This window comes from Nocardiopsis metallicus, assembly GCF_014201115.1.
GTDB lineage: Bacteria > Actinomycetota > Actinomycetes > Streptosporangiales > Streptosporangiaceae > Nocardiopsis > Nocardiopsis metallicus.
The window spans coordinates 3,221,105-3,245,369 of record NZ_JACHDO010000001.1 but is presented as its reverse complement, the minus strand read 5'-3'; the positions used below and the strand labels follow the sequence as shown (position 1 = coordinate 3,245,369).

The 24,265-nt window shown below is 70.3% G+C and carries 23 protein-coding genes; 13 read left to right on the top strand and 10 right to left on the bottom strand.

Going from position 1 to position 24,265, the window contains the following annotated elements:
• Positions 1-19: 19 nt before the first annotated feature.
• From HNR07_RS14050 to HNR07_RS14040, 3 genes are all read right to left on the bottom strand, one after another.
• Entirely contained in the window at positions 20-1,024 is a 1,005-nt protein-coding gene (locus HNR07_RS14050) for a C40 family peptidase (protein WP_184365376.1), read from the bottom strand.
• Between the two features lie 393 nt (positions 1,025-1,417).
• Entirely contained in the window at positions 1,418-2,812 is a 1,395-nt protein-coding gene (locus tag HNR07_RS14045; RefSeq protein ID WP_184365375.1) for an NYN domain-containing protein, read from the bottom strand.
• Positions 2,809-3,090, bottom strand: coding sequence for a hypothetical protein (locus tag HNR07_RS14040; protein ID WP_184365374.1), 282 nt, complete (start codon positions 3,088-3,090; stop codon positions 2,809-2,811). The genes HNR07_RS14045 and HNR07_RS14040 overlap by 4 nt, the downstream gene beginning before the upstream one ends.
• 133 nt (positions 3,091-3,223) lie before the next feature.
• Between HNR07_RS14040 and HNR07_RS14035 the strand changes: the two genes are divergently transcribed.
• From HNR07_RS14035 to HNR07_RS14025, 3 genes are read left to right on the top strand one after another with little or no spacing between them, the layout of a single operon-like run.
• Complete coding sequence (locus HNR07_RS14035; RefSeq protein ID WP_254417702.1) at positions 3,224-4,948, top strand: DEDD exonuclease domain-containing protein; 1,725 nt, start codon at positions 3,224-3,226, stop codon at positions 4,946-4,948.
• Positions 4,926-5,690, top strand: a complete 765-nt coding sequence (locus HNR07_RS14030) for a rhomboid family intramembrane serine protease (RefSeq protein ID WP_184365372.1) — start codon at positions 4,926-4,928, stop codon at positions 5,688-5,690. Before HNR07_RS14035 ends, HNR07_RS14030 begins: the two co-directional genes overlap by 23 nt.
• A 53-nt stretch (positions 5,691-5,743) precedes the next feature.
• Positions 5,744-6,019, top strand: a complete 276-nt coding sequence (locus tag HNR07_RS14025; RefSeq protein WP_017581693.1) for an Lrp/AsnC family transcriptional regulator — start codon at positions 5,744-5,746, stop codon at positions 6,017-6,019.
• A gap of 67 nt (positions 6,020-6,086) precedes the next feature.
• On the opposite strand, the gene trpD is transcribed toward HNR07_RS14025, so the two are convergent.
• From trpD to HNR07_RS14010, 3 genes are all read right to left on the bottom strand, one after another.
• Positions 6,087-7,208 (bottom strand): anthranilate phosphoribosyltransferase, encoded by a 1,122-nt coding sequence (gene trpD / locus HNR07_RS14020; RefSeq protein ID WP_184365371.1) that lies wholly within the window; start codon positions 7,206-7,208, stop codon positions 6,087-6,089.
• Between the two features lie 65 nt (positions 7,209-7,273).
• Entirely contained in the window at positions 7,274-7,471 is a 198-nt protein-coding gene (locus HNR07_RS14015) for a hypothetical protein (protein ID WP_184373093.1), read from the bottom strand.
• 5 nt (positions 7,472-7,476) lie between these two features.
• Positions 7,477-7,914, bottom strand: a complete 438-nt coding sequence (locus HNR07_RS14010; RefSeq protein ID WP_184365370.1) for a hypothetical protein — start codon at positions 7,912-7,914, stop codon at positions 7,477-7,479.
• Between the two features lie 483 nt (positions 7,915-8,397).
• Here HNR07_RS14010 and ctaE point away from each other — a divergent pair, with 483 nt between their 5' ends.
• Genes ctaE through qcrB form a run of 4 tightly spaced genes read left to right on the top strand, consistent with a single transcriptional unit; the run spans position 8,398 to position 12,771 of the window.
• Positions 8,398-9,024: an aa3-type cytochrome oxidase subunit III gene (gene ctaE, locus HNR07_RS14005; RefSeq protein ID WP_169542743.1), complete on the top strand. Its 627-nt coding sequence runs from the start codon at positions 8,398-8,400 to the stop codon at positions 9,022-9,024.
• A 17-nt stretch (positions 9,025-9,041) separates the two neighbouring features.
• Positions 9,042-9,983, top strand: a complete 942-nt coding sequence (gene qcrC, locus HNR07_RS14000; protein WP_449406952.1) for a cytochrome c — start codon at positions 9,042-9,044, stop codon at positions 9,981-9,983.
• Positions 9,976-11,112: a cytochrome bc1 complex Rieske iron-sulfur subunit gene (qcrA, locus tag HNR07_RS13995; RefSeq protein ID WP_184365369.1), complete on the top strand. Its 1,137-nt coding sequence runs from the start codon at positions 9,976-9,978 to the stop codon at positions 11,110-11,112. Before qcrC ends, qcrA begins: the two co-directional genes overlap by 8 nt.
• Positions 11,113-11,115: 3 nt before the next feature.
• On the top strand, positions 11,116-12,771 hold the full coding sequence (gene qcrB, locus HNR07_RS13990) for a cytochrome bc1 complex cytochrome b subunit (protein WP_184365368.1): 1,656 nt from the start codon (positions 11,116-11,118) through the stop codon (positions 12,769-12,771).
• A 426-nt stretch (positions 12,772-13,197) separates the two neighbouring features.
• On the opposite strand, the gene HNR07_RS13985 is transcribed toward qcrB, so the two are convergent.
• Positions 13,198-15,006, bottom strand: coding sequence for an AMP-dependent synthetase/ligase (locus HNR07_RS13985; RefSeq protein WP_184365367.1), 1,809 nt, complete (start codon positions 15,004-15,006; stop codon positions 13,198-13,200).
• 626 nt (positions 15,007-15,632) lie between these two features.
• Here HNR07_RS13985 and HNR07_RS13980 point away from each other — a divergent pair.
• Both HNR07_RS13980 and HNR07_RS13975 read left to right on the top strand, forming a co-directional pair.
• The gene (locus HNR07_RS13980) at positions 15,633-16,118 is read left to right on the top strand and encodes a hypothetical protein (RefSeq protein WP_184365366.1); all 486 of its coding nucleotides are present in this window, start codon (positions 15,633-15,635) and stop codon (positions 16,116-16,118) included.
• A 166-nt stretch (positions 16,119-16,284) separates the two neighbouring features.
• Entirely contained in the window at positions 16,285-17,232 is a 948-nt protein-coding gene (locus HNR07_RS13975) for an ROK family glucokinase (protein ID WP_184365365.1), read from the top strand.
• A 103-nt stretch (positions 17,233-17,335) separates the two neighbouring features.
• Here the strand turns inward: HNR07_RS13975 and HNR07_RS13970 are convergent, their stop codons facing one another.
• Positions 17,336-18,202 carry a lysophospholipid acyltransferase family protein gene (locus HNR07_RS13970; protein ID WP_184365364.1) on the bottom strand — a complete coding sequence of 289 codons (867 nt, stop codon included), beginning with the start codon at positions 18,200-18,202 and terminating at the stop codon, positions 17,336-17,338.
• A 429-nt stretch (positions 18,203-18,631) separates the two neighbouring features.
• Between HNR07_RS13970 and HNR07_RS13965 the strand changes: the two genes are divergently transcribed.
• From HNR07_RS13965 to macS, 3 genes are read left to right on the top strand one after another with little or no spacing between them, the layout of a single operon-like run.
• A complete protein-coding gene (locus tag HNR07_RS13965) occupies positions 18,632-19,429 on the top strand; it encodes an alpha/beta hydrolase (protein WP_184365363.1) in 798 nt (265 codons plus the stop codon).
• On the top strand, positions 19,426-20,352 hold the full coding sequence (locus HNR07_RS13960; protein WP_184365362.1) for a hypothetical protein: 927 nt from the start codon (positions 19,426-19,428) through the stop codon (positions 20,350-20,352). Before HNR07_RS13965 ends, HNR07_RS13960 begins: the two co-directional genes overlap by 4 nt.
• Before the next feature lie 3 nt (positions 20,353-20,355).
• Entirely contained in the window at positions 20,356-21,534 is a 1,179-nt protein-coding gene (gene macS, locus HNR07_RS13955; RefSeq protein ID WP_221319445.1) for a MacS family sensor histidine kinase, read from the top strand.
• Here macS and HNR07_RS13950 read toward each other — a convergent pair.
• On the bottom strand, positions 21,518-22,066 hold the full coding sequence (locus HNR07_RS13950) for a helix-hairpin-helix domain-containing protein (RefSeq protein WP_184365360.1): 549 nt from the start codon (positions 22,064-22,066) through the stop codon (positions 21,518-21,520). The genes macS and HNR07_RS13950 overlap by 17 nt on opposite strands.
• 82 nt (positions 22,067-22,148) lie before the next feature.
• A complete protein-coding gene (locus tag HNR07_RS13945; protein WP_184365359.1) occupies positions 22,149-22,787 on the bottom strand; it encodes a molybdopterin-dependent oxidoreductase in 639 nt (212 codons plus the stop codon).
• A 391-nt stretch (positions 22,788-23,178) separates the two neighbouring features.
• Here HNR07_RS13945 and aroF point away from each other — a divergent pair, with 391 nt between their 5' ends.
• Positions 23,179-24,225, top strand: a complete 1,047-nt coding sequence (gene aroF, locus HNR07_RS13940) for a 3-deoxy-7-phosphoheptulonate synthase (protein WP_184365358.1) — start codon at positions 23,179-23,181, stop codon at positions 24,223-24,225.
• The last annotated feature ends 40 nt before the right edge of the window (positions 24,226-24,265 follow it).

Sequence of the window (24,265 nt, the reverse complement as noted above, 5' to 3'; positions counted from 1 at the left end):
CGCTGCGGTGCCGGGTCGCCTACGGGCGCACGGCGAACTGGAACTGGCCGCCCCAGTAGGCGGCCAGACCGACCACCTCGAGGTTGCGGCCGCTCCTCGGGGCGTGCACCATCTGGCCGTTCCCGGCGTAGAGCCCGTTGTGGCCCAGGTCGCCGAAGAAGAACAGGATGTCGCCCGGCTGGACGGCGCTCATGTCGTAGATGCGGGTGCCCACGTCGGCCTGACCGTACGTGGTGCGCGGCAGGTCGACGCCGCCGGCGCGCCACGAGGCCTGGACCAGGCCGGAGCAGTCGTAGCCGTTGGGGCCGGTGCCGCCCCAGATGTAGGGCTTGCCAACCTGGGCGTAGGCGAAGTCCAGGGCGGCGGAGGCGCCGCCGCTGCCGACCGGAGCGTCGGGGGTCTGGCCGGCGCTGTCGTCGCCGCCCTCGGCGGAGGCGTCGGAGTCGGGGAACTGGGACAGGATCTCCTGCTGCTCCTCGATCGCCTCCTCGACCTCCTCCTTGGCCTCCTCGGCCTCGTTCTTGGCCTCCTCGGCCTCCTCGAGGGCCTTCTCGGCCTCGTCCTTGAGCGCGAACAGGCGCTCGGCGGACTCGCCGAAGTCGTCGAGCTGGGCCTGCTGGTTCTCCGACAGGTAGTTCAGGTCGGCGTTCTGCTCCAGCAGGGCCTCGGGGCCGTCGGAGGTCAGGACGTTGGCGGTGGAGTTGAGCTCACCGCCCTGGTAGGTGGCGTTGGCGAACTGCTGGACCTTCTCGCGCAGCTCGTCGTAGCGCTCCTGCTCGTCGCCGACCTGGCCGTCGAGCTCGTCGAAGGCGGCCTTGGCCGCCTCGTAGTCCTCTTCGGCCTGGTTGAAGGTCTCAACCGCGGTGGCGGCCTCCTGGTTGAGCTCCTCAATGCGGTCCTCGACCTCGTCCTGGGTCGGCTCCGCGTGTGCGATACCGGGGGCGATGAAGGTACCGGCGGCAACCACGCCTAGGCCGGTCGTAGCGATTCGGCGAGCCGTACGCCGACCACCGGGATTCTTCATGGCGGTCCACGCTCCTTGAAATTGAGAAGTGCGCAAAGGGGTGCTTGGGAGACGAACAAAGCTGGGGGAACCCGTGTGTGGGCACGGGTCCGACGAGAGTGCGCGGGTCTGCCGTCGGGGCGGGTAGGCGCAAGGGTGGTCTTCTATCCAACGGAGCACTCACGTTCCGGGAAGAGCCTAGCGGACCCGCCTGCCCAGCTCAACCACGACATGAAACGAAAAACGTCCGTCTCGCTGGTCACCGGGGTCCCGGAGGCGGGTCTTTCGGCGGTCGCCGCCGGCCGTGAACTGGGGGTTGGGCGCGGTCGTGACGGTTCGCGGGGGCGGGTCCGGCGCGCTGGTTCGCGTGGTCGGTCTCTCAGTCGAAAACGGCGCACCGGCCCCGACCCGTGCTCAGCTGTACGACTCCAGACGGCGCAGGAAGACGGGGGAGGGGACCGCGCGGGCGCCCACCCGCCGGACCGCCGAGACGATCTCCTTGTCCGAGGTGACCACCGCGATCGGCCGCCCGGGCGGTTCGGCCCGCACCAGCCGCACGATCAGCGTGTCCGCGGTCTCCCCGGGGGCGCTGAACAGCAGCCGCACCCTGCGGCTGGGCACGACCGGGGGCGCCTCCACGTCGGCGCCGTCGAACACACAGGTGATCTCCGCCTTGGTCCGGCTGGCCAGCCCTTCCAACGAGTTGAGCAGCCGGTTGCGCTGGTCGGCCAGCGGCAGGGTCCCGTACCCGGTCTTGGTGACGTTGTAGCCGTCCACCAGCAGGTGCACCCGGGGCACCGTCAGCAGGTGCTCCAGCAGCCCGGGGGCGTCGTCGGGCAGCCCGCCCAGCGACACCCGGCGCCGCTCCTCCTGGGCCTCGGCTACCAGGTCGGCCGGGCTGTCCAGGGAGGCGGGCAGCGCCAGCTCACGGCGCAGGCCGTGCGAGGCGTCCACCAGCACGTCCAGGAGCACGCGCAGCCGGGCCTCGTCGGCGTTGCGTCCGGTCCGGACCGCCCGTCGGGCGTTCTCCACCTGGGCCTCCGCGTCAGCCAGCCTGGACCGCAGCCGGCGGTTCTCCACCTCCAGGGCGCTGACCTGGCTCTCGGTCTCACTGCGGTGGTCGGCGGTCTCGCTCAACGCCTGCCGGGCCTCGGCGGTCGCCTTCTTGGCCCGCTGACGCTCGGTGTGCACCTTGCGGCGCAGCTCGGCGATCTCCGCCCGCTGTTCCCCGATCTGCCCGCGCAGCCGCTCCAGCTCAGCCTGGTGGACGCGCTGGCTCTCCTCCAGCCGCCGACGGACGTCGTCGAGGGCCTCGGCGGTCTCGTCCGCCTCCTTGGCGCTGGTCTGCCGCTCCAGCTCCTCGTGGACGCCCTCGATGATCTCCGGCCAGCCCTTGGGCCGCAGCAGATAGGCGCTGGCCGCCACCGCCACGGGGTCGGCGGCGGGCGGGACCACCCCGGCGCGCATCCCCTCGGCCAGCTCGGGCCAGACCTGCTCCACCCGGGCGGCGACCATGCCCCGGAAGCCGTGGTCGTTCTCCAGCTGGGCGGCGATCTGCGGACCGGCCAGCCGCGCCCTGCGGCGGGGTTCGAACTTGGCGACCCTGCGCAGCAGCGGGGGAAGGTCGGACGGGCGCATCCCGCCCAGCACGTCGGAGCCGTACTCGACGACCCGGGCGCGAACCGGCTCTGGCAGGGGGCGTCGCAGGCGCTCCCCGCCCTCCTCGGGGGGTACCGGACCGGCGGTGCCGTTTCCACCGGTCGGATCGGTGCCGTCGGCCTCGCCGCCCGTGTCCGGGCGGGCGCTCATGCCCGACCCGTCGCGCTCTCCGCCGAAGAGCCGGAGACCGACCGGTCGGCGTCGGGACGGGAAACGATCTCCACGCTGTCGGTGGCGCCGCACCAGCGGCACTTCACCCGCTCGACCGACTCGGAGAGCACCGTGCGCTCCTCGACCGCACCGGCCCCGGAGAGCTCCTGGTGCACGAAGTCCTGGGAGCGCACCGTCCGGGTCACGTCGAACCGGGTGAGGTTCCCGCACCCGGTGCATCGCCAACGCTCACTGTCACCCGGCATCGCGATCCCCACGGTGTTCCTCCTTGCGTCGTGCTTCGTCACGGGCGGCGGGCTCTGCCGCTCCGCCACCCACATCTTTCCATGTCGGACGGGCCGGGCCGTAGCCCGGCGGTGTTTGGTCGTGGGGCCCGACTACCCTGACCGCGTGGTTCGACAGTCCGCGGCGCCCGTCGGCGTCCAAACCAGCATCGGGGACCTGGGCACACCGCTGACCGGGGTGTCCTTCGTCGTCGTCGACCTGGAGACCACCGGCACCAGCGCCTCGAAGTCCCAGATCACCGAGATCGGCGCGGTCCGGGTACGCGAAGGCCGTGTCGTGGACGAGTTCACCACCCTGGTCAACCCCGGCGTGCTCATCCCGGCCGCCATCACCCTGCTGACCGGCATCACGCAGTCGATGGTGGCCACCGCCCCGCCGATCACCGAGGCCCTGCCCGGACTGCTGGCCTTCCTTGCCGCCGAACCCGACACCGTGCTGGTGGCGCACAACGCGCCCTTCGACACCGGCTTCCTCAAGGCCGCCTGCGAACGGGAGGGCGCGGAGTGGCCCGACTACCCGGTCGTGGACACCCTGCGCCTGGCCCGGGCGGTCCTGGTCCGGCCCGAGGTGCGCAACCACCGGCTGGGCACCCTGGCCGCGTTCTTCGGGACGCCCACCGCCCCCAACCACCGCGCGCTCGACGACGCCCGCGCCACCGCGGACGTGCTCAACGGGCTCCTGGCACGGCTGGCACCCATGGGGGTGACCAGCCTGGAGGAGCTGCGGGCGGTCAGCAAACCCCCCACCCGCGCCCAGCGGGCCAAACGGCACCTGGCCGAGGACCTGCCCGAGCGCCCCGGCGTGTACGTGTTCACCGACGCCCAGGGGCAGAGCCTGTACGTGGGCAAGAGCAACAACCTGCGCCGCCGGGTCGCCACCTACTTCACCGCCGCGGAGTCCCGCCGCCGCATCAGGGAGATGGCCGGGCTGGTGGCGGGGGTCACCCCCATCGTGTGCACCACCGACCTGGAGGCCTCCGTCCGCGAGCTGCGCATCATCGCCGAACGCAAACCGCCGTTCAACCGCCGCTCGCGCCACCCCGAACGCGCCGCCTGGGTCAAGCTCACCACCGACGCCTACCCGCGCCTGTCCGTGGTGCGGGTGATCAAGGACGACGGCGCGCCCTACCTGGGCCCCTACAACTCGCCCAGGGCGGCGGAGGAGGCCAAGGAGGCGCTCCTGCACGCCTTCCCGCTGCGCCAGTGCACGCACACCTTCAGCCCTGGGAAACCGGTGCCCCCCTGTGTCCTGGCCCAGCTGGGCCGTTGCGGCGCCCCCTGCGACGGCACGGAGTCGCTCACCGACTACACCGGGCACGCCGACGCCGCCCGCGCCGCCATGACCGGCGACCCGGCCGTGGTCGTGGACGCCCTCACCGGCCGGATCCGCGAGTTCGCCGCCGAACTGCGATACGAGGAGGCGGCGGCCCTGCGCGACCGGCTCACCGCCTTCCTGCGCGGCGCCCGGCGCGCGCAGCGGCTCACCGCGATCGCCGCCGTCCCGCACCTGGTCGCCTCCCGCCCAGGCGCCACCGGCTGGGAGACGGTCGTGGTCCGCCACGGCCGCCTGGCGGCCAGCGCCGTCCTCGAACCGGGCACCGAACCCGCCGCCTTCCTGAGCTCCCTCACCGCCACCGCCGAGCGCGTTCCCGCCGGGTTCGGCCCGGTTCCCAACGCCACGGCGGGGGAGACCGAACTGGTCCTGGACTGGCTCGTGTCCCCCGGGACCCGCCTGGTCGAGATCGACGGCGAGTGGACATGCCCGCTGCGGAGCGCCGAGGCGCATACCGAGATGACACACTGGGCCCATGGCCGCGCTTCCGCTCAATGACGACTACCCCGTCCGTCGCGCACCCGTCATCGCCTTCGGGCTGATCGCGGTCAACGTACTCGTCTACCTGGTCTCGCCCCAGGCGGCCACCGCCGTCTGGTACCCGGTGGACATGGTCGGGCGCTTCTGCGCGATCGACGACTACTTCATGCGCTGGGGCGCGATCCCCGACGAGATGCTGGGCCGTACCGACCTGGCCGGACCGCTGATGCCCGAGTGCGGCGGAATCGAGGGCAAGTCCGTCTGGTTCTCCGTGCTCAGCTCGATGTTCCTGCACGCCGGACCCATGCACCTGCTCGGCAACATGGTCTACCTGTTCGTGTTCGGTCCGGTCGTGGAGGACCGCATCGGCAAGCTCCGCTTCCTGGGGCTGTACCTGGGCACCGGGGTCGTGGCCGCCTACGGCTTCGCGCTGGTGGACGCGGACGGCACCGTGCCCATGGTCGGCGCCTCGGGCGCGATCTCGGGCGTGCTCGGCGCGTACCTGGTCGTGCAGTTCCGCAGCAGGGTCACCACGCTGGTGTTCGGGGTCATCCCGATGCGTCTGCCCGGGTGGGCCGTGGTGGGCAGCTACTTCGCGCTTCAGTATCTTCTCTACGTCACATCCTCGACCGCCCCGGGCGCCGGATCCAACGTGGCCTACGCGGCGCACGTCTACGGGTTCGTCGCCGGAGTGCTCGCGGGACTGGTGGTCTACCGGCTGCGATGGCGCTCCGGGACGCGGCTCTCCGACGTCTACTAGCGCTCCCCGGCCCGGCGGGCACCGTTTCCGCACCGAACCGCCCAGGAGGCACAGTGATCACCGCGATCGTCATGATCAAGGCCGACGTCCACCGCATCCCCGAGGTCGCCGAGGCCATCGCCGAGATCGACGGGGTCAGCGAGGTCTACTCCGTCACCGGCGGGGTCGACCTCATCGCCATGGTGCGGGTGCGCCGCCACGAGGACCTCGCCGACGTGATCCCGGGCCGGGTCAACAAGGTCCCCGGTGTGACCTCCTCCGACACCCACATCTCCTTCCAGACCTACTCCAAGCACGACCTGGAGTCGGCCTTCGCCATCGGCTGGTAGCCGGCAGACACGAGAGGGGCACGGTGACCGGTCACCGTGCCCCTCTCGTGTGCGTTCCAGGACTGCCTCAGAGCGACTTGGCCAGGCCCTGGCTGGTCTCCACCCACGAGGCCAGCAGGCGCTCGGCGGCGCCGCTGTCCACCGCCGCGGCGGCCCGCTCGTAGCCGACGCGCACCGCCCCGGTCAGGTCCTCGCCCACCCCGTCCACCGCGGCCAGCGCCGCGCCGGCGTTCAGCAGCACCGCGTCGCGCACCGGCCCGGGCCGCCCCGCGACCAGGTCCCGGACCGCCTGGGCGTTGAACTCCACGTCACCGCCGCGCAGCGCGTCCGGGGCCGAACGCCCGATCCCCAGATCGGCCGGGTCCAGCCGCTCGCGCCGCGCCTGGCCCTCGGAAACCACCCAGACCGTGGAGGTGGTGGCCGTGGTCAGCTCGTCCAAGCCGTCGTCGCCGCGGAAGACCAGGGCGGCGGAGCCGCGGCGGGCGAACACCCCGGCGATCACCTCGCACATGCGCTCGTCGAACACCCCGATCGCCGAGGCGGTCGGCTGGGCGGGGTTGGTCAGCGGACCGAGGAAGTTGAACACGGTCGGCACCGCCAGCTCGCGGCGCGGCTTGGCGGCGAAGCGCAGCGAGGGGTGGAACAGCGGGGCGAAGCAGAAGGTGATGCCCGCCTCCCGCGCCACCCGCGCGGTCAGCTCCGGCGGCAGGTCCAGGACCACGCCGAGCCGCTCCAGCACGTCGGCGGTACCGCAGGAGGAGGACGCCGCGCGGTTGCCGTGCTTGACCACGCGCGCGCCCGCGGCGGAGGCGACGATCGCCGCCATGGTGGACACGTTCACGGTGTGGGCCCGGTCGCCGCCGGTACCGACGATGTCCAGGGTCGGACCGTCGACGCTGATCCGCACCGCGTTGTCGAGCATGCCCTGGGCCAGGCCGGACACCTCGGAGACGCTCTCGCCCTTGGCCCGCAGGGCGATCGCGAAGCCCGCGATCTGGGCGTCGGTCGCCGAACCCGACATGATCTCGTTCATCGCCCACCCGGTGTCGGCGGTGCTGAGGGTGGTCCCGCCCAGCAGGGCGGTGATCAGGTTGGACCAGGTCCGCTCCTGGACAGCGGAGGCTTCCTGGCCGTTGGTATCGACCGCGTTGTTCTCGGCCGGGGCGGCCGAGGAGGCGGGGACGTTCACGTGGACTCCTGAAAGGGTGGGAAAGGGCACGCCGGGGGCGGGCACGGTGGCCGTGCCCGCCTCGCTCAGCGGTTCTGGGCGAAGAGGAGGGCGGGGTCGGCGCGGGTGCGCCATCGCCCGATATCAGCGCCGTGGTTGAGCGCCCCGCCCACCACGAGCCGACGGCGCATGTCCCTCTCGCCGTTGTCCACCTCAGCCGTCGCCCCGGCCGTCGACGCAGCCGTCAGTCGGCCGTGCCCGGCGCGGCCCCGGCCAGCACCCACGAAGTTCACCCGCTGAGCGCCGCGACGCGCTGGCGCATGAGCTCGGCCAGCGACTCGGCGAGCGCGACGGGGTCGATCGGGTGGCTCACCACCTGCTCGGCCTGCGACCAGGTCGCCAGCCAGCCGTCGTCGCGCCGGCCCACCAGTAGGAGCACCGGCGGGCAGCGGAAGATCTCGTCCTTGACCTGGCGGCACAGGCCCATCCCGCCGGTGGGCGCGGCCTCACCGTCGAAGACGGCCACGTCGATCCGCTCGGCCGGGTCCTTGGACTCCAGCTTGCGCAGGACGCCGGGCGCGGTCGCGCACTCGACGAACTCGACCTTGGGAACATCGGCGGCGGGGCGGCGGCCGATGGCCAGCCGCACCTGCTCACGGGTGTCCGCCTTGTCGCTGTAGACCAGTACGCGCATCCTGGCATCCGTGTCCGTACCGCTGATCACCATCGCGCAACCGTCCCATCGCGTCTGTCCGCGGCCGCTGCCGTGGGGGGTGCGACCGTGGCGTTCGTTGGCTGTATGCCTATGACTGTATTGCCTCGGGGCCACTCGGCCCAGATGGGAGCCGGGGGACCGGTGAAGGGGCTGAGACCTTCGACACCACAGGATGCCAGGGTCGTGCGGCGCTTCGCTAACCCGCCCCGGGTGCGGCGTTGTCCAACGGTAACCGTTTCGATACCTCCGCGTTGGCTGGGGCGGGTTGAAGCGACTTCTGGCGGGGTACGGAACGCCTCAGCCGCCCCGGTTCGAGCTTTTCGGCGCGTCTGGGCGCGTCAGACGCGGACCCAGGGCACGCGAGCGGTTACAGTAACGCCCGAGTCACGACGACAGAGCCGAGCCGGGCCCCGACGGCGGCCGATACCGGGGCCGATCCGTCTCCTTACGGGGGGTCGAGTACGGACCTTCGCGAGAAGCCGTAATAATGCTCCCGTGGCGACAGCAACCGCGAACCCAAAAACAGCAACCGCATCAGCGCATGGTGTGGCAAAGCGTCCTGACCTGGTGAGTGTTGGCACCATCGTGTGGCTGGCCAACGAACTCATGTTCTTCGCTGCGCTGTTCGCGATGTACTTCACCATCCGATCGGTGACCAACGGGAACCCCGAGCTCGGCGAGTGGGCGGACGTCCACCTCAACGTGCCGTGGGCGACCACGATCACCGTTGTCCTGGTGGCTTCCAGCTTCACCGCGCAGTTCGGCGTCTGGGCCGCTGAGCGCGGCGACGTCAAGAAGCTGCGCATGTGGTTCTACATCACGTTCTTCATGGGCCTGTTCTTCATCCTCGGACAGGCGTATGAGTACTACGAGCTCATCTTCCACGAGGGCCTGACTCTGCAGTCGAGCGCCTACGGGTCGATGTTCTACCTGACCACGGGCTTCCACGGACTCCACGTCATCGGTGGTTTGATCGCGTTCCTCATCATGCTGGGACGTACGTACGCCGCGAAGCGCTTCACTCACCAGCAGGCGACCAGTGCGATCGTCGTGTCCTACTACTGGCACTTCGTCGACGTCGTCTGGGTCGCTTTGTTCATCACCATCTACTTCATCCAGTAACCCGAAACGGGGAAACCGTGAAATGGATTACCGCGCGGCGACGGCATCCCCTGGCGGGGTATGTCGTCGTCATCCTCGCGCTAGCCCTGTTCGGGGTGGGGTACGCCGCACTGGCCCCCACCGCCGACCAGGCGCAGGCGCAGACCCTTGCCGCTGAGGCGCCGTCCGCGGACGACGTGGACATCGCCCAGGGCAAGACCATCTTCGACCAGACGTGTGCCTCGTGCCACGGACTGGACGGCGCTGGGTCCGAGACCGGTCCCGACCTGCGTGAGGTCGGATCGGCAGCAATCAACTTCCAGGTCAGCACCGGGCGTATGCCCTCCATGGACCCGGACAGCCAGATGCCGCGCAAGCCGATGGTCATGTCCGAGCAGGACCTGGCCGACCTGATCGCGTACTACGACGCGCAGATCAGGGACAACGGTGCCGGTGCCGACGTGCCCTACGAGGTGCCCGGCTCCGCTCCGCAGCGTGCCGACTTCGTCGACGAGGACCTCGACGAGGAGGAGGTCGACGCCCTCTACGAGGAGGCCGTCGCCGCCTACGAGTCCGAGTACGACGCCTACATCGAAGGCGCCGACGACGTCGACATGGGCATGAAGCTCTACCTGACCAACTGTGCGCACTGCCACAGCTGGTCCGGTGGCGGCGGCGCCCTCACCGACGGCCGCTGGGCTCCCGAGATCCATGAGTCGACTCCGCGGGAGATCTACGAGGCCATGGTCAGCGGACCCGGCGCCATGCCGATGTTCAGCGACGGCGCCATCTCTCCCGAGGAGAAGCAGGAACTGATCTCCTACGTGAAGACGCTCCAGGCCGAACCCAACGCCGGCGGCATCTTCGACCTGCAGCGGGTCGGTCAGGTCGCCGAGGGTTTCATCAACTGGACCATCGGTCTCTCCCTGATCATCGCCTGCGCGATCTGGATCACCGCGAAGCAGCGTGCCCATGACTGAGAACAGCAACAACGACAACAAGGCGGGTGACGACGCCGCCGAGCGCGTCGTCGGCACCCCGACGGACACCGCGGACGTGGTGACCGAAACCGCCGCCGAGGCGGAGAGCGAGCACAACGGGCCGTACCTGGCCTCGGAGACTCACCACCACCCGGAGGAGCAGCAGCGCCGGGGCGAGAAGATCGCCGCGGTGTGGTTCATCATCGCCATGCTGGCGGGGATCGGGTTCATCGTTTCGTACTTCCTCTTCCCGCCGAACGCGGCGGGGGAGCCCGCGATCGCCGATCCGCAGATCAGCCAGTACTCGAACATGCTGCTGGGTGGCACGCTCACCCTCGCGATGTTCGGTATCGGTGCCGGTATGACGGTCTGGGCGCGCAACATCATGCCGCACTACGAGGTGGCCTCGTCCTACGACGACCTTCCCTCCAGCCCGGAGGAGAAGAGCTCGTTCAGCGAGTTCTTCATGAAGAGCGCCGACGAGAGCGGCTTCACCAAGCGTCCGCTGATGCGCCGCACGCTCATCGCGGCCATGCTGCCGCTGGGCATCGCGCCGATCGTCCTGCTGCGTGACAGTGGACCCGTGCCGGGCGACCTGATGAAGAGCACCCCGTGGGTGGACGGCATGCGCATGCACGTCGAGGGGACCCACCGGGAGATCAGGCTCGAGGACCTGGAGAACGACCCGTACGGGATGATCTCCGCCCTGCCCGCGGTGAACGACGACCGCTACCCGCACGGCATCAGCCTGAACGACCAGGCCAAGTCCGTCATCCTGCTCATCAAGATGCCGGAGGAGGACTGGAAGCCCGGGATGGACCAGCCCGTCCGCGAGGGCAGCGACGAGACCCACATGAACTGGACCCACCAGGGCATCGTGGCGTACTCGAAGATCTGCACGCACGTGGGTTGCCCGGCCGCGCTCTACGAGCGCACCACGCACCGCATCCTGTGCCCGTGCCACCAGTCCACGTTCGACGCGGCCGACGCCGCGAAGGTGGTCTTCGGTCCCGCGCACCGGCCCCTGCCCCAGCTGCCGATCGGTGTGGACGACGAGGGCTACCTCGTCGCCAGGGGCGACTTCAACGAGCCGGCCGGGCCGACGTTCTGGGAATACAGGAAGGACTAGTCGATGAGTAAGACCACGCAAGCCCCCAAGGCGCTGCGCGGCGTCGGAAACTTCATCGACGACCGCTTCCACCTGGCCAAGGGCGGTGAGAAGAACCTTCGCAAGGTCTTCCCGAACCACTGGTCGTTCATGCTGGGCGAGATCGCGCTGTACTCGTTCATCATCCTGCTCGTCACCGGTGTGTTCCTCACGCTGTGGTTCAAGCCGAGCATGGCGGAGATCGTCTACGACGGCTCCTACGAGCGCCTCCAGGGCGTTCCGATGAGTGAGGCCTACGCCTCCACCCTGTACATCAACTTCGATGTCCGTGGCGGCTTCCTCATGCGCCAGATCCACCACTGGGCCGCGCTGATCTTCGTGGCCGCGATCGTGGTGCACATGCTCCGGGTGTTCTTCACCGGTGCGTTCCGCAAGCCGCGTGAGATCAACTGGCTCATCGGTGTCGCCATCTTCACCCTGGCCATGGTCGAGGGCCTCTTCGGCTACTCGCTGCCGGACGACCTGCCCTCGGGCATGGGTGTCCGCATCCTCCAGGGCGTCATGCTGGCGCTGCCGCTGGTGGGCTCGTACATATCGATGTTCCTCTTCGGCGGGGAGTTCCCCGGCGAGGACATCATCACGCGGCTCTACATGCTGCACATCCTGCTGATCCCGGCCCTGTTGCTGGCGCTGATCGTGGCCCACTTCATGATCCTGTGGCACCAGAAGCACACGCAGTATCCGGGACCGGGGCGAACAGACAAGACCGTGGTCGGGACACCCATGTTCCCGGCGTTCGCGGTCAAGGCCGGCGGGTTCTTCTTCTTCACGTTCGCCGTGATCGCCGGTCTGAGCGCGTTCGTCCAGATCAACCCGATCCACCTGTTCGGCCCGTTCACGCCGACGTCCATCACCTCCGGCCTCCAGCCGGACTGGTACATGGGCTTCATGGAGGGTTCGCTGCGAATCTTCCCGAACACCCTGGACTTCACGCTGCCGATCGGCGACGGGTACCCGATCGTCACGGCGGTCCTGGTCCCGGGCCTGGTCGTGCCCGGCCTGATCTTCGGTGCCCTGGCCGCCTGGCCGTTCATCGAGCAGTGGATCACCGGTGACAAGCGCGCCCACAACGTCGCCGACCGTCCGCGCAACGCCCCGGTCCGCACCGGTCTGGGCGTCGCCGGCATCGTCTTCTACGGCGTGCTCTGGATGGCTGGCGCGAACGACGTCCTGTCGGAGACCTTCTCGATCGACCTGTACCTGACCACGTACATCTTCCGTACGCTGGCCATCTTCGGTCCGATCGTCGGCTTCATCATCACCAAGCGCATCTGCCTGGGCCTTCAGCGCCGTGACCGGGAGATCCTGGAGCACGGTTACGAGAGCGGCACCATCCAGCAGCTGCCCAGCGGTGAGTTCATCGAGGTCCACAAGGAGAGCTCCGCCGAGACCACGCACGTGCTGGAGAGCAAGCCGGTCATCACCTCGACCGCTCTGGAAGAGGACGAGACCGACGAGAAGGGAGTGGAGAACCCCCAGGCCCGCAAGGGTATGGGCAAGCTCCGCCGAGCCCTGGCTCACTGGTACACGAAGGACAACGTGTCCTTCGAGGGGGTGGAGGCGCACACCGGCCACCACCTGCACCACTCCGCTGACCACGGAGACGACAAGGCTCACTAGGGCCCGCCTGTCGTGACGACGGACCCGGCCGCACAGCGCGGCCGGGTCCGTCGTGTGTCCGGCGGTGGTGTCGGCCCGACGGCTGCGCCGCTCGGGCGCGACACTCAGAGCCACGCTGCGGGGTCCGTGTCCCGGCACGTGCCCCCGCCGGTCGTCCAGTCCGGCTTCCGCCTCCTGGGAGCCCCCTCAGAGGCAGTGCCCCGGTCCACATGTCCGCGGTGTGCGCGTCGGCCCCGGGCCCCTCGTGAGCGCTCTCACGAGGGGCCCGGGAGCGCGGAGAGCGGACGGAGGGCACGGGCCGGGTACGGAGAAGGGGCCGACCGCCCGTAGGCGATCGGCCCCCTCAGCTCTCAGGAGCGACGGAACCTGGCTGTTGAGAACCGATTCGCTGAAACCTTGACCGGTGAAACCCTGGCCGCCGAAACCCTAGCCGCCGTAGATGTCGTCGATCTCCTTGCTCCACTGCTTGCTGACGACGTGGCGCTTGACCTTCAGTGAGGCGGTCATCTGGCCGCCCTCCTCGGTGAAGTCGCTCGGCAGGATCTTGAACTTCTTGATGCCCTCGGCCTTGGAGACGGCCTTGTTGGCGTCGTCCACGGCGTCCTGGATGGCCGCCTGGAGGTCGGGGTCCTCGGTCAGGTCCGCGATCTCGCCGGTCTTGTTGTTCGACTCCTTCCAGAGGTCGAACGACTCGGGGTCGATCGTGATCAGGGCCGCGATGAACTTGCGGTTGTCACCGACGACCATGCACTGGCTGACCAGGGCGTGGGCGCGGATGCGGTCCTCGAGGACGGCCGGGGCGACGTTCTTGCCGCCCGCGGTCACGATGATCTCCTTCTTGCGGCCGGTGATACTGAGGAAGCCGTCGTCGTCCAGCGAGCCGAGGTCACCGGTGCGGTAGAAGCCGTCCTCGAAGGCCTCCTCGGTGGCCTTCTCGTTCTGCCAGTAGCCGACCAGGATGTGGTCGCCCTTGAGCAGGATCTCGCCGTCGTCGGCGATGCGCACGGTGGTGCCGGGCAGCGGCTGGCCGACGGTGCCGATCTTGTTGAAGCCGGGGCTGTTGACCGTGCTCGGGGCTGTGGTCTCGGTCAGACCGTAGCCCTCGATGATGGTCAGGCCCACGCCGCGGAAGAAGTGGCCGAGGCGGTCGCCCAGGGCCGAGCCGCCCGAGACCGCGTACTTGGCCTCACCGCCGAGGCGGGCCATGATCTTTCCGTAGACCAGTTTCTTGAACAGGCCGTGCTTGAGCTTCAGGGTGAACGGGACGTTCCCCGTGCTCAGCGCCTTGCTGTAGGCGATGGCGGTGTCGGCGGCGGCGTTGAAGATCTTGCCCTTGCCCTCGCCCTCGGCCTTCTGCTGGGCCTTGGTGAAGACCTTCTCGAACACGCGGGGGACCGCGAGCAGGAAGGTGGGCTTGAACACGGAGAACTGGTCGATCAGGTCCGGTCCGGTGCTGGGGTAGTGGCCCAGGACGGCCTTGCCCTCGATGACCATGACCTGGACGAAACGCGCGAAGACGTGGGCCAGGGGCAGGAAGAGCAGGGTGGAGGGGGTGCCCTCGTGGCCCAGGATGACGGGCTTGGCCGGGCCCTCCAGCGCGGAGTGCGAGATGAAGAGGAAGTTGCGGTGGGTGAGCTCGCAACCCTTGGGGCGGCCGGTGGTGCCGGAGGTGTAGATGAGGGTGGCGAGGTCGTCGGCCTTGACCGCGGTGCGGCGCTTGTCGAGTTCCTCGTCGGTGACGTCGCTCCCGGTGGCGCTCAGGGCCTCCAGGTCACCGCCGTCGAACTTCCAGATGTTGGCCAGCTCGGGGGCCTCGGCACGGATGGACTCGACGCGCTCGGCGTGGGCCGCGGTCTCGACGAAGGCGGCCTTGGCCCCGGAGTCGGAGAGGATCCACTGGACCTGCTCGGCGGAGGAGGTCTCGTAGATCGGTACGGTCACGGCGCCGATGGACCAGATCGCGTAGTCGACCGCGGTCCACTCGTAGCGGGTACGCGACATGAGCGCGACACGGTCGCCCTGCCCGATGCCCGCGTTGATGAGGGCCTTGGCGTATCCGACGATGTCGCCGTGCAGCTGCGCGACGGTCACGTCGCGCCACTGGCCGGACCCGGTCTCCTCCTGGCGGCGGGCGGCGACGGCGTTCGGCTCGCTGGCCGCGCGCGCAAAGAGCGTGTCGGTCAGCCGCGCGTCGTCGGAGATCTCAGCCTTCGCGGGAGAGCTGTATTCGCGCACGTGATGCTCCTGGACGTGTACGGGTTCTTGGTGTTGGGGACGTGACGACCGTAACAACAGGAGCCTACTCGTGAGTAGAACAGGTTGCCGTTCGGTATCCAACGGTGATCCGAGCTTGACGCGCGGCTGAAGGTCAACGCGCTGTTCAGCCGGGTGCGCACCGTCGGTCTCGAGCGGGCGGTCCGGGACGTCCCCCTGTGCTGTTGTACGCGTGATCATGCCCGCTGGGAGGTCGGTCGACTCTCGTTGGGCCTTCCGGGAGTGCGCAGGTCAAGCAGGTGATCCCGGTTACTTCTCGCGTGCGGTCGAGACTATCGCTTGCCGGGTGTTTTGTGCACATCTGGTTAAATTCACGTTGTTTCCGCGCCAAGTGGCCTCAGCTCCCGTAGGGAGACGAGTATCCTTTTCCGCTCCGCCAGCGCGTCGGCGCCCGGGGTCGCCCCCGACCGCATCCCCGCCCCGCGTGCTCGCCGCATCCGGCCAGTCCCCGCCCCGACGCCGGTTCGCCCCGACCGGACCCCGCCTCTTCCCTGGTTCGTCCCTGAACCTGCCCTGAGACGCCCTCTCCCGCCCGGTTCGGGCGGTTAACGTGATGCCAGAGGACCACTCACAGGAGGCTCACGAACATGACCGACGACAACAGCACCGGGCGCTCGGAACGGTCGAACACCGGGCGTTCGGACCAGCCCGACCTCATCGACGACGCGCTGCGCCTGGTCGACAGCCTCCAGCGCAAGCTGCTGGTCGCCGGGGTCAAGCGCGGTGTCAGCGCGGTCACCAGCCCCCCGCCCAAGAAGGGCGACGTGTGGGAGGAGGCCATCCGGGTCGAGACCCAGCAGGAGCGCCCCCCGCTGGAGGAGTTCGTCGAGATCGTGCGCAGGAGCGCGCCCGAGGTCGCCGGACACCTCGGACGGGCCGGACTGTCCCTCGCCAGCGCCGTGGGAAAGACCTGGGGCGTGATGGAGCGCTCCTTCGAGCAGGGCCGGGAGGAGGCCGCCCGGGCGCGGGCGGAGCGTGAGCAGCGCGAGTGGGCCGACCGCGAGCGTGACGAGCGGGCCCGCCGCCAGTCCCCGGCCGACTCCGGAGAGGACGCCCGGGGCGGTGCGGAGTAGCAGGTCACACCGGGGGAGCAGGGCGAACCGGCGGGTATGCGCCGGTGGGGTGTTCGCGGCCGCCTGAGCCTGGTTTAATCGAATGGTTTACACCATTTGAAAACCCTCTGCCATGAACCTTGAGACTTATGTCAGAGTTCGGGCGTAAGTAGAAGGAGCTGCCCCCATGCTGACCATTGGCGTAGACATCGGCGGAACCAAGGTCGCCGCCGGTGTCGTCGACCACGACGGGCAGATCCTGGACAAGGTCAAGTACCCGACCCCGACCGACGACCCCCGCCGGCTGGCCGAGGTCGTCGGTCGGGCGGTGGCGGAGCTGCGCTCCCGCAAGCCCGACGGTGAGATCGGCGCGGTGGGCGTGGGCGTGGCCGGGTTCGTCGACGAGGACCGGGCCACCGTCCAGGTCGCGGTCAACCTCGGCCTGCGCGACGAGCCGCTCAAGGAACGCGTGCAACAGCACGTGGACCTGCCCGTGGTCATCGAGAACGACGCCAACGCCGCGGCCTGGGCCGAGGCCCGTTTCGGCGCGGGGCAGGGCAGCGACCACATCGTCTGCGTCACCCTGGGCACCGGGATCGGCGGCGGTCTCGTGCTCGGCGGCGCCCTGCACCGGGGCCGCTACGGGGTGGCGGCCGAGGTCGGCCACTACCGGATGGTCCCGCACGGCCGCCGTTGCGCCTGCGGCAACCACGGCTGCTGGGAGCAGTACGCCAGCGGTCGCGCCCTGGTGGCCGAGGGGCAGGACCTGGCCCGCACCGACCCCCAGCGGGGAGAGCGGCTGCTCAAGCTCGCCGACGGCGTCGTGGAGCAGATCAGCGGCCGGATCATCACCCAGGCCGCGATGGAGGGCGACCCGGCGGCGCTGGAGTGCTTCCGGATCGTGGGGGACTGGGCCGGTCTGGGCCTGGCCGACCTGGCCGCGATCCTGGACCCCGAGTGCTTCGTCCTGGGCGGCGGGGTCTCCGACGCGGGCGACATCATCCTCGACCCGGTGCGCGCCTCCTTCGCCCGACACGTCTCCGGCCGCCCGGGCCGCCGTCTGGCCGAGGTACGGGTGGCCGAGCTCGGCGGCGAGGCGGGCATCGCCGGCGCGGGTGACCTCGCCCGGTACTGACCGGCCGCGCCCGGCGGGGCACAGCAACCGCCATGACGCAACGCTGAAGGGGCGGTCACCCCAATCCGGTGACCGCCCCCCTTCGCCGCGCAGGTCTCAGGCGCTACTCGGCGCCGCCCGCGGTGTCGTCCACGGGCGAGTCCTTCTTCGCCTTCTGCTCTGCCTTCTTCTGCGCCTTCGCCGCGCGCCTGGCCTCCTTGCGCGCCTTGCGGTCAGCCTTCTTGTCCGCGCGCTTGCTACGGCGCTCATCCTTGGCGCTGGCCTGCTGCTCGCGCTTGGCCTCCTTCTCCTCGGCCTCGATCTCGGCCTTGACCGCCTGCGCGTAACGGTCCACGTACTCCTGGCCGGAGAGCTCCATGAGGGAGTACATGATCTCGTCGGTGATGGCGCGAAGGACCCGCTGGTCCTTCTCCATGCCGTAGTAGCGGGAGAAGTCGAGCGGCTTGCCGAAGACCACCTTGGGGCGCACGCCCAGCTTGGGAACGGTGCGGCCGGGGGGCATGATCTTCTCGAGGTTGATCATCGCCATGGGCACCACCGGGGCCTTGGCCTCCAGCGCCAGCCGGGCCACGCCGGTCCGCCCCCGGTACAGCTTGCCGTCGGGGGAGCGGGTGCCCTCGGGATAGATCCCCAGCAGCTCGCCGCGCTTGAGCACGCGCAGTCCCGTACGCAGGGCCGCCTCGCTCGCCTTGCCGCCGGAACGGTCGATCGGGATCTGTCCCACGCCGGTGAAGAAGGCCTTGCTGAGGAACCCCTTCACGCCGGTGCCGGTGAAGTACTCGGCCTTGGCGAGGAAGATGATCTTGCGCGGCAGGGGCAGCGGCCCGAAGAAGTGGTCGGAGAACGACAGGTGGTTGCTGACCATGATGGCCGGACCACGCCGCGGCACATTCTCCACGCCCTCCGCGCGAGGTTGCCACAACACGGCCAGAATCGGCCCCAGGATCGCCTTGACCACCCAGTAGAACATTGCTTCAGATCACCCCTGCACACGCGGGGAGCACTGAGGCAGGGTCTGCCGCGTCTCACTGTCCCGCTCGGCCGTCATTGTCCGGAACGCTCCCACCGCGGATGCGGGGAGGCTGACAAGCGTCATCTTCCCACCACGTGCGGGTAACCGCCAAAAGCAGCCAGAACGGACCGGGTCGTCCGTAGCCGGGGAAGGGGGAGCCGCGCCGCGGGGGCACTGTCGAGGATACTCACCACGGGTGACGCCCCCGTCTCCCGACCCGGGCCGCGGGGCCGCCGCAAGCGCGGGAACACGCCGGGCCCCCACGGGGTTCGGGCAGGGGAACGCTAACGTTCTTGCGATGACAAACGCTCACCCGAGCGACTAGCCTCACGGCTGGGGCCGCGATCCCATCGGAGCCCTCCGCCGCACGATCCCGGGAGCAGACCTGTGAGACCGACCAACGCCATCCCCCTGATCCCGGGTGCGGACCCCTTCAGCCACTCGGGTTCAGGCGTCGGTGTCCTGCTCTGCCACGGTTTCACCGGTTCGCCGTACTCGATGCGCCCCTGGGCCGAGTACCTGGCCGAGGCCGGGCTGACCGTCGAACTGCCCCGACTGCCCGGGCACGGCACCACCTGGCAGGACATGGCGACCACCACCACCGACGACTGGTACGCGGAGGTGGAACGGGCGCTGCTCGACCTCGCGGAGCGGTGTGACGAGGTGTTCGTGATGGGACTGTCCATGGGCGGCGCGCTCACCCTGCGCCTGGCCCAGGAGTACCCCGGCATCGTCCAGGGCGTGGTTCTGGTCAATCCCTCCCTCGTGGTGGAGGACCACCGGCTCCCCGTCATCGCGCCGATCCGCCGCCTGGCCGCCCGGCTCCTGCCCACCACCCCCGGTCTGGAGAGCGACATCGCCCTCGAGCAGGCCGGGGAGGGCGGGTACGACCGGGTGCCCACCGCCGCGGCCGCGACACTCCCGAAGCTGTGGCGCACGGTTCAGGGCGGCATGTCCGGTTTGCGGGCGCCGGTTCTGGCCTACCGGAGCCCCCAGGACCACGTGGTGGGGCCGGGCAGTCTGCGTATGCTCGCTAAGAGAGCGGTCAACACCCGGCTGACGATCCACCTGCTTCACGACAGCTACCACGTGGCGACCCTCGACCATGACGCCGCCACCATCTTCGAAGGAAGTCTCGCGTTCGTGCGCGAGCGCAGCAGAAGCGGGGAAGGAGCCGACCGATGACACAACGTCGGGGCAACGGCCTGCTCGCCGACGCCTACGTTCCCCTGATCCTGCTCGCACCCTCACACGCCGACCTCATGCTGGAAGCGCTCCGGCGCAGTGGGATCGCCGCCTACGCGGTCCCTCTGGAAGAGGACGTCCTGGAGCCCACCGGCGGCCAGGCCGAGGACCCGCCCACCGACCACCTGTACGTCGACGCCGAGGAACGCGGCGCCGCCGAACGGGTGCTCGGCTCCGAACTGCCCGACCTCGGCGGCCGCGAACGCGAGACCGGCCCCGACCTGCTGGCGCCGCGCGGCGAGGGCAGGGCCGAGGCCGAGGGGGAGGAGGGCCAGGAGGCGTCGGCCGCGCACGAGGGCGGCGACCCCCCGGTCGGCGGCGACCTGCTGGACGGGCCGCCCGCCAACGTGGACCCCGACGCGCCCCCGGCCAGGAGCAGCGACGAGGACGACGTCTGGAAGGACCTCGTCTCCCGCTTCTACGACGACTCCGAGGGCGTCAGCGAGCAGCGCGGCCGGGTCGCCTGGCCCGACGCGGAGAACCTCAGCGCCCCCGACGAGCAACACACGCGGCTCGGCGACATCCTCGCCAACCTCCCCCGTGACCGGGACTCCGACGAGGACGACGAGCAGTCCCGGGAGGAGGACCGGCGCCGGGCCGAGGCGGAGCTGGAGGGGCACTACGAACCCCCGCCCCCGCCGCCCCTGCTCCAGGGCGACCGCGTGGGCATCGCCGCCTGGTTCGGTCTCCTCGGCGGCCCCGTGCTGCTGTTCGGCGCCGCCTTCCTGGGCATCTCACTGCCCAACTGGATCATGTTCCTGGCCGTCGCTGCTTTCCTGACCAGCTTCGTCGTGCTCATCCTGCGTATGACCGACTCTCGCCCGCCCGGCGACAACGGGCCGGACAACGGGGCGGTGGTCTGAGCCCTGGGCTTCGACGTCCCCCTCTGGCGCGCCTTCGCCCTCTACCGCGCCGTCGCCCTGGTCTACGCCCTGGTACTGGTCGTCCAGTACCACGAGCACCTGGCCAGGCCCTGGCTGGCCTGGGCGGTGCTGGTCGTCATGTCCGGCTGGACCGTGCTGACGACCTACGCCTACGCCCGCCCGGCCTGGCGCACCTGGCGGCTGCTCACCGCCGACCTCGTGGTCGCCTTCGGCTGCCTGTTCGCCACCGGCCTGGCCGCGACCCCCTTCTACCTCACCCAGGCGCCGCCGCTGAGCTCCTACTGGTTCGCCGGGGCCGCGCTGTCGGCGAGCGTCATCTGGGGCCGCCGGGGCGCCGCCACGGTCGCCCTCGCCTACGGGTTCGCCGACATCACCCTGCGCTTGCTCATGGACGCCGCTGTCACCGCAGCCACCGTTCGGGGCGTGGTGCTGCTCCTGCTGGCCTGCCTGGCCGTGGGCTACATGGCCAGGGTCGCCGAGCAGGCCGAGGAGCGCTTCGCCCAGGCGGTGACCCTGGAGGCGCGCATCCGCGAACGCGAGCAGCTGGCCCGATCCATCCACGACTCGGTGCTCCAGGTGCTCGCCCTGGTCCGCCGCCGCGGGGACGAGATCGGCGGGGAGGCCGCCGAACTGGGCCGGATGGCCGGTGAACAGGAGGTGCGGTTGCGCTCCCTGATCACCGACGGCCTGGACTCGGCCGCGGCGGGTTCCTCGGCGCCGGGCGGGGCGCCAGCGCCGGCCACTGCCATGGACCTCAGGGACGCGCTGCGCCGCCTGGAGTCGGTCCGGTTCTCGGTCTCGGCGCCCGCCACCCCGGTGCTCCTGCCCGGGTACGCGGTGGCCGAGCTGACCGCCGCGGTGGCGGCGGCCCTGGACAACGTGGACCGGCACTGCCCGCCGCAGACCCGGGCGTGGGTTCTGGTGGAGGACGAGGAGCACGCCGTCACCGTGACCGTGCGCGACGACGGCCCCGGCATCCCGCCGGGCCGACTGGATCGCGCCCGCGCGGATGGGCGTCTGGGCGTCGCCCAGTCCGTCCTGGGCCGGGTCCGCGACCTGGGCGGCAGCACCGAGCTGTACTCGGAACCGGGAGAGGGCACCGAGATCGAGATGGTCGTCCCCCGTGACCGCCCCCTGCAAGGATTCAGGCGCGGGCGCTGAACTCCAGGCCCGCCTCGGCGAGGGCCCCGTCGAGTACCCGGACCGCTTTGGGGCCCACCCCGTGCAGCGCCAGCAGCTCCGGGCGCGTCATCGAGGACACCTCGGCGAGGGTGGTGAACCCGGCCTGGACCAGCGCCTGGGTCGCCGGTCTGCCGATCCCCCTGGGCAGGTCGCCGACCTTTCCGGGAACCGCGTGCTCGGCGGCGACGGCCCGCTCTGCCAGTTCCCTGGGGGCGTGCACCAGCCAGGCGCGGCGCACCCAGCGGTTGAGCGGCTGTCCGTCGACGTCGGCGAGGGGGACCCGTACCTCGACGGGCGAGGCGCCGTGGGCGCGCAGCTCGGCCGTGCGGTGGGCGGCCAGCAGTTCGTTGGCCTCGGCCGTGGGCAGGACCAGGCTCACCCGTCCCGGACCGTCCACCCAGGCGAACCGCACCCCCTGGACGAAGAACTCGCTCCCCAGCGGCCCGGAGTGCTTCTCGGTGGTCTCGGGGTGTGAGAGCGCTGCCTTGCGCAGCTGGGCTCTGGTCGTCATGCCACCACCCTAGACACCCGCGCCGACACTTCCACCGGGGTGTTCACCGGGGTGGCGCTCCCCGGCCGGGGCGGCGCTCCGTTCACTGGAGCGGCGGCCCGGCACCGGGTTCCTCCTGGTGGGAGAAGCGCTCCTCACCCCAGGGGTCGGCCCGGTTGTGGTAGCCGCGCTCCTCCCAGAACCCGCGCCGATCGCCGACCATGTACTCCACCGACCGCAGCCACTTCACGCTTTTCCACCCGTACAGGTGCGGTACCACGAGGCGCAGCGGGAAGCCGTGCTCGGGGGCGAGCGGGAGGCCGTCGCGGTGGGTGGCGAGCAGGACCCCGTCGTCGAGGAAGTCGTCCAGGCGCATGTTGGCGCTGTAGCCGTACTCGCCCCAGGCCATCACATGGGTGACGTCGGGGGAGGGGGGTGCCAGCCCTACGAGGTCGGCCGCGCGGACCCCTCCCCAGGGGACGTCGGGGACGCTGAAGCGCATCACGCAGTGGAAGTCGCGCACCACGTCCGCGCGGGGCAGACCGCCGAACTCCTCCCAGGTCCACCGGTAGGTGCCCAGGGACTCGGTGGCGCCGAACACCCGGAAGTCCCACCGCTCGGGCCTGAAGGTGGGGACCCGGCCGTAGTGCAGCGGCCTGTGCTCGTACCGGACCGCCTGCCCGGGAGGCAGCCGTAGCCGCTGTCTCCCGCCCGTGCCCGCGGCCTCCTCGCCTTCAGACAACCCGACCCCCGCTCGCTTTCTACGACTTCGGCCCTTCACGTCCGGCCCCCCGGCCCCTGGTGCGTTCCCCGCTCCTTGGGCGGGGGACGCCGGCGTCCTGACATCCTGTCAGGCGCCGAAGAGAGCTAGGTCACTCCCCCCGCCTGTGCGAGGAGTCGCTGACTGTGCGCTATAGTCACAGCCATGCAGCGAAACTTTTGGCGCTTTTATGGCTACCGGCCCCACTCCCCGGTCGCCTGTAAAGCGCTGCGCTGACACAGACGACTTCCCAGGAGCCCCGGGCCGGTAACGGTCCGGGGCTCCTTTGTTTTCGCCCCGGGTCGGACCACCCCCGGCACCGGCGCGACATCCGCGCGGCTCAGCCACCCAACCCACGAAACAGGGAAACCACATGGTCATCGTTATGGCGCCGGGCGCCACCGCCGACAACATCGACGCGCTCGTCGAGCTGGTCACCTCCGCCGGAGGCGAGGCCTACGTGACGCGCGGTGTGAGCCGCACGATCATCGGCCTGGTCGGCGACGTCGAGCGCTTCCAGGACCTCGGCCTGGCCGCCAAGCCCGGTGTCAGCGACGTCCTGCGCATCTCGGCCCCGTACAAGCTGGTCAGCCGGGAGAACCACGACAGCCGTACCGTGGTCAGCGTGCGCGGCGTCCCGATCGGCGGCGACAACATGACCGTCATCGCCGGTCCGTGCGCGGTCGAGACCCCCGAGCAGACCCTCGAGGCCGCCCGGATGGCCAGGGCCGCCGGCGCCGCCCTCCTGCGCGGTGGCGCGTACAAGCCCCGCACCTCCCCGTACGCCTTCCAGGGGCTGGGCGAGGAAGGCCTGAAGATCCTCGCCGACGTGCGCGAGAAGACCGGCCTGCCCATCGTCACCGAGGTCGTGGACGCCGCCGACGTCGAGCTGGTCGCCTCCTACGCGGACATGCTCCAGGTGGGCACCCGCAACATGCAGAACTTCGCCCTGCTCCAGGCGGTCGGCGACGCGGGCAAGCCCGTCCTGCTCAAGCGCGGCATGAGCGCGACCATCGAGGAGTGGTTGATGGCCGCCGAGTACATCGCACAGCGCGGCAACCTCGACATCGTCCTGTGCGAGCGCGGCATCCGCACCTTCGAGAAGGCCACCCGCAACACCCTGGACATCAGCGCCGTCCCGGTGGCGCAGAACCTGACCCACCTGCCGGTGATCGTGGACCCGTCGCACTCCGGCGGCAAGCGGGACCTGGTGCTGCCGCTCTCCCGCGCGGCCATCGCGATCGGCGCCGACGGCGTGATCGTGGACGTGCACCCGAGCCCGGAGACCGCCCTGTGCGACGGGCCCCAGGCGCTGCTGGAGGAGGACTTGGCCGAGCTGCGCGACCTGTCCGCCACCCTGGCCACCCTGAGCGGCCGCACCCTCACCCCGGCGCCCGAGCGCGAGCTCGCCGCCCTGTGACGTGCCGGTCTGACGGCTGAGACAAGGGTGCCCCGGACGC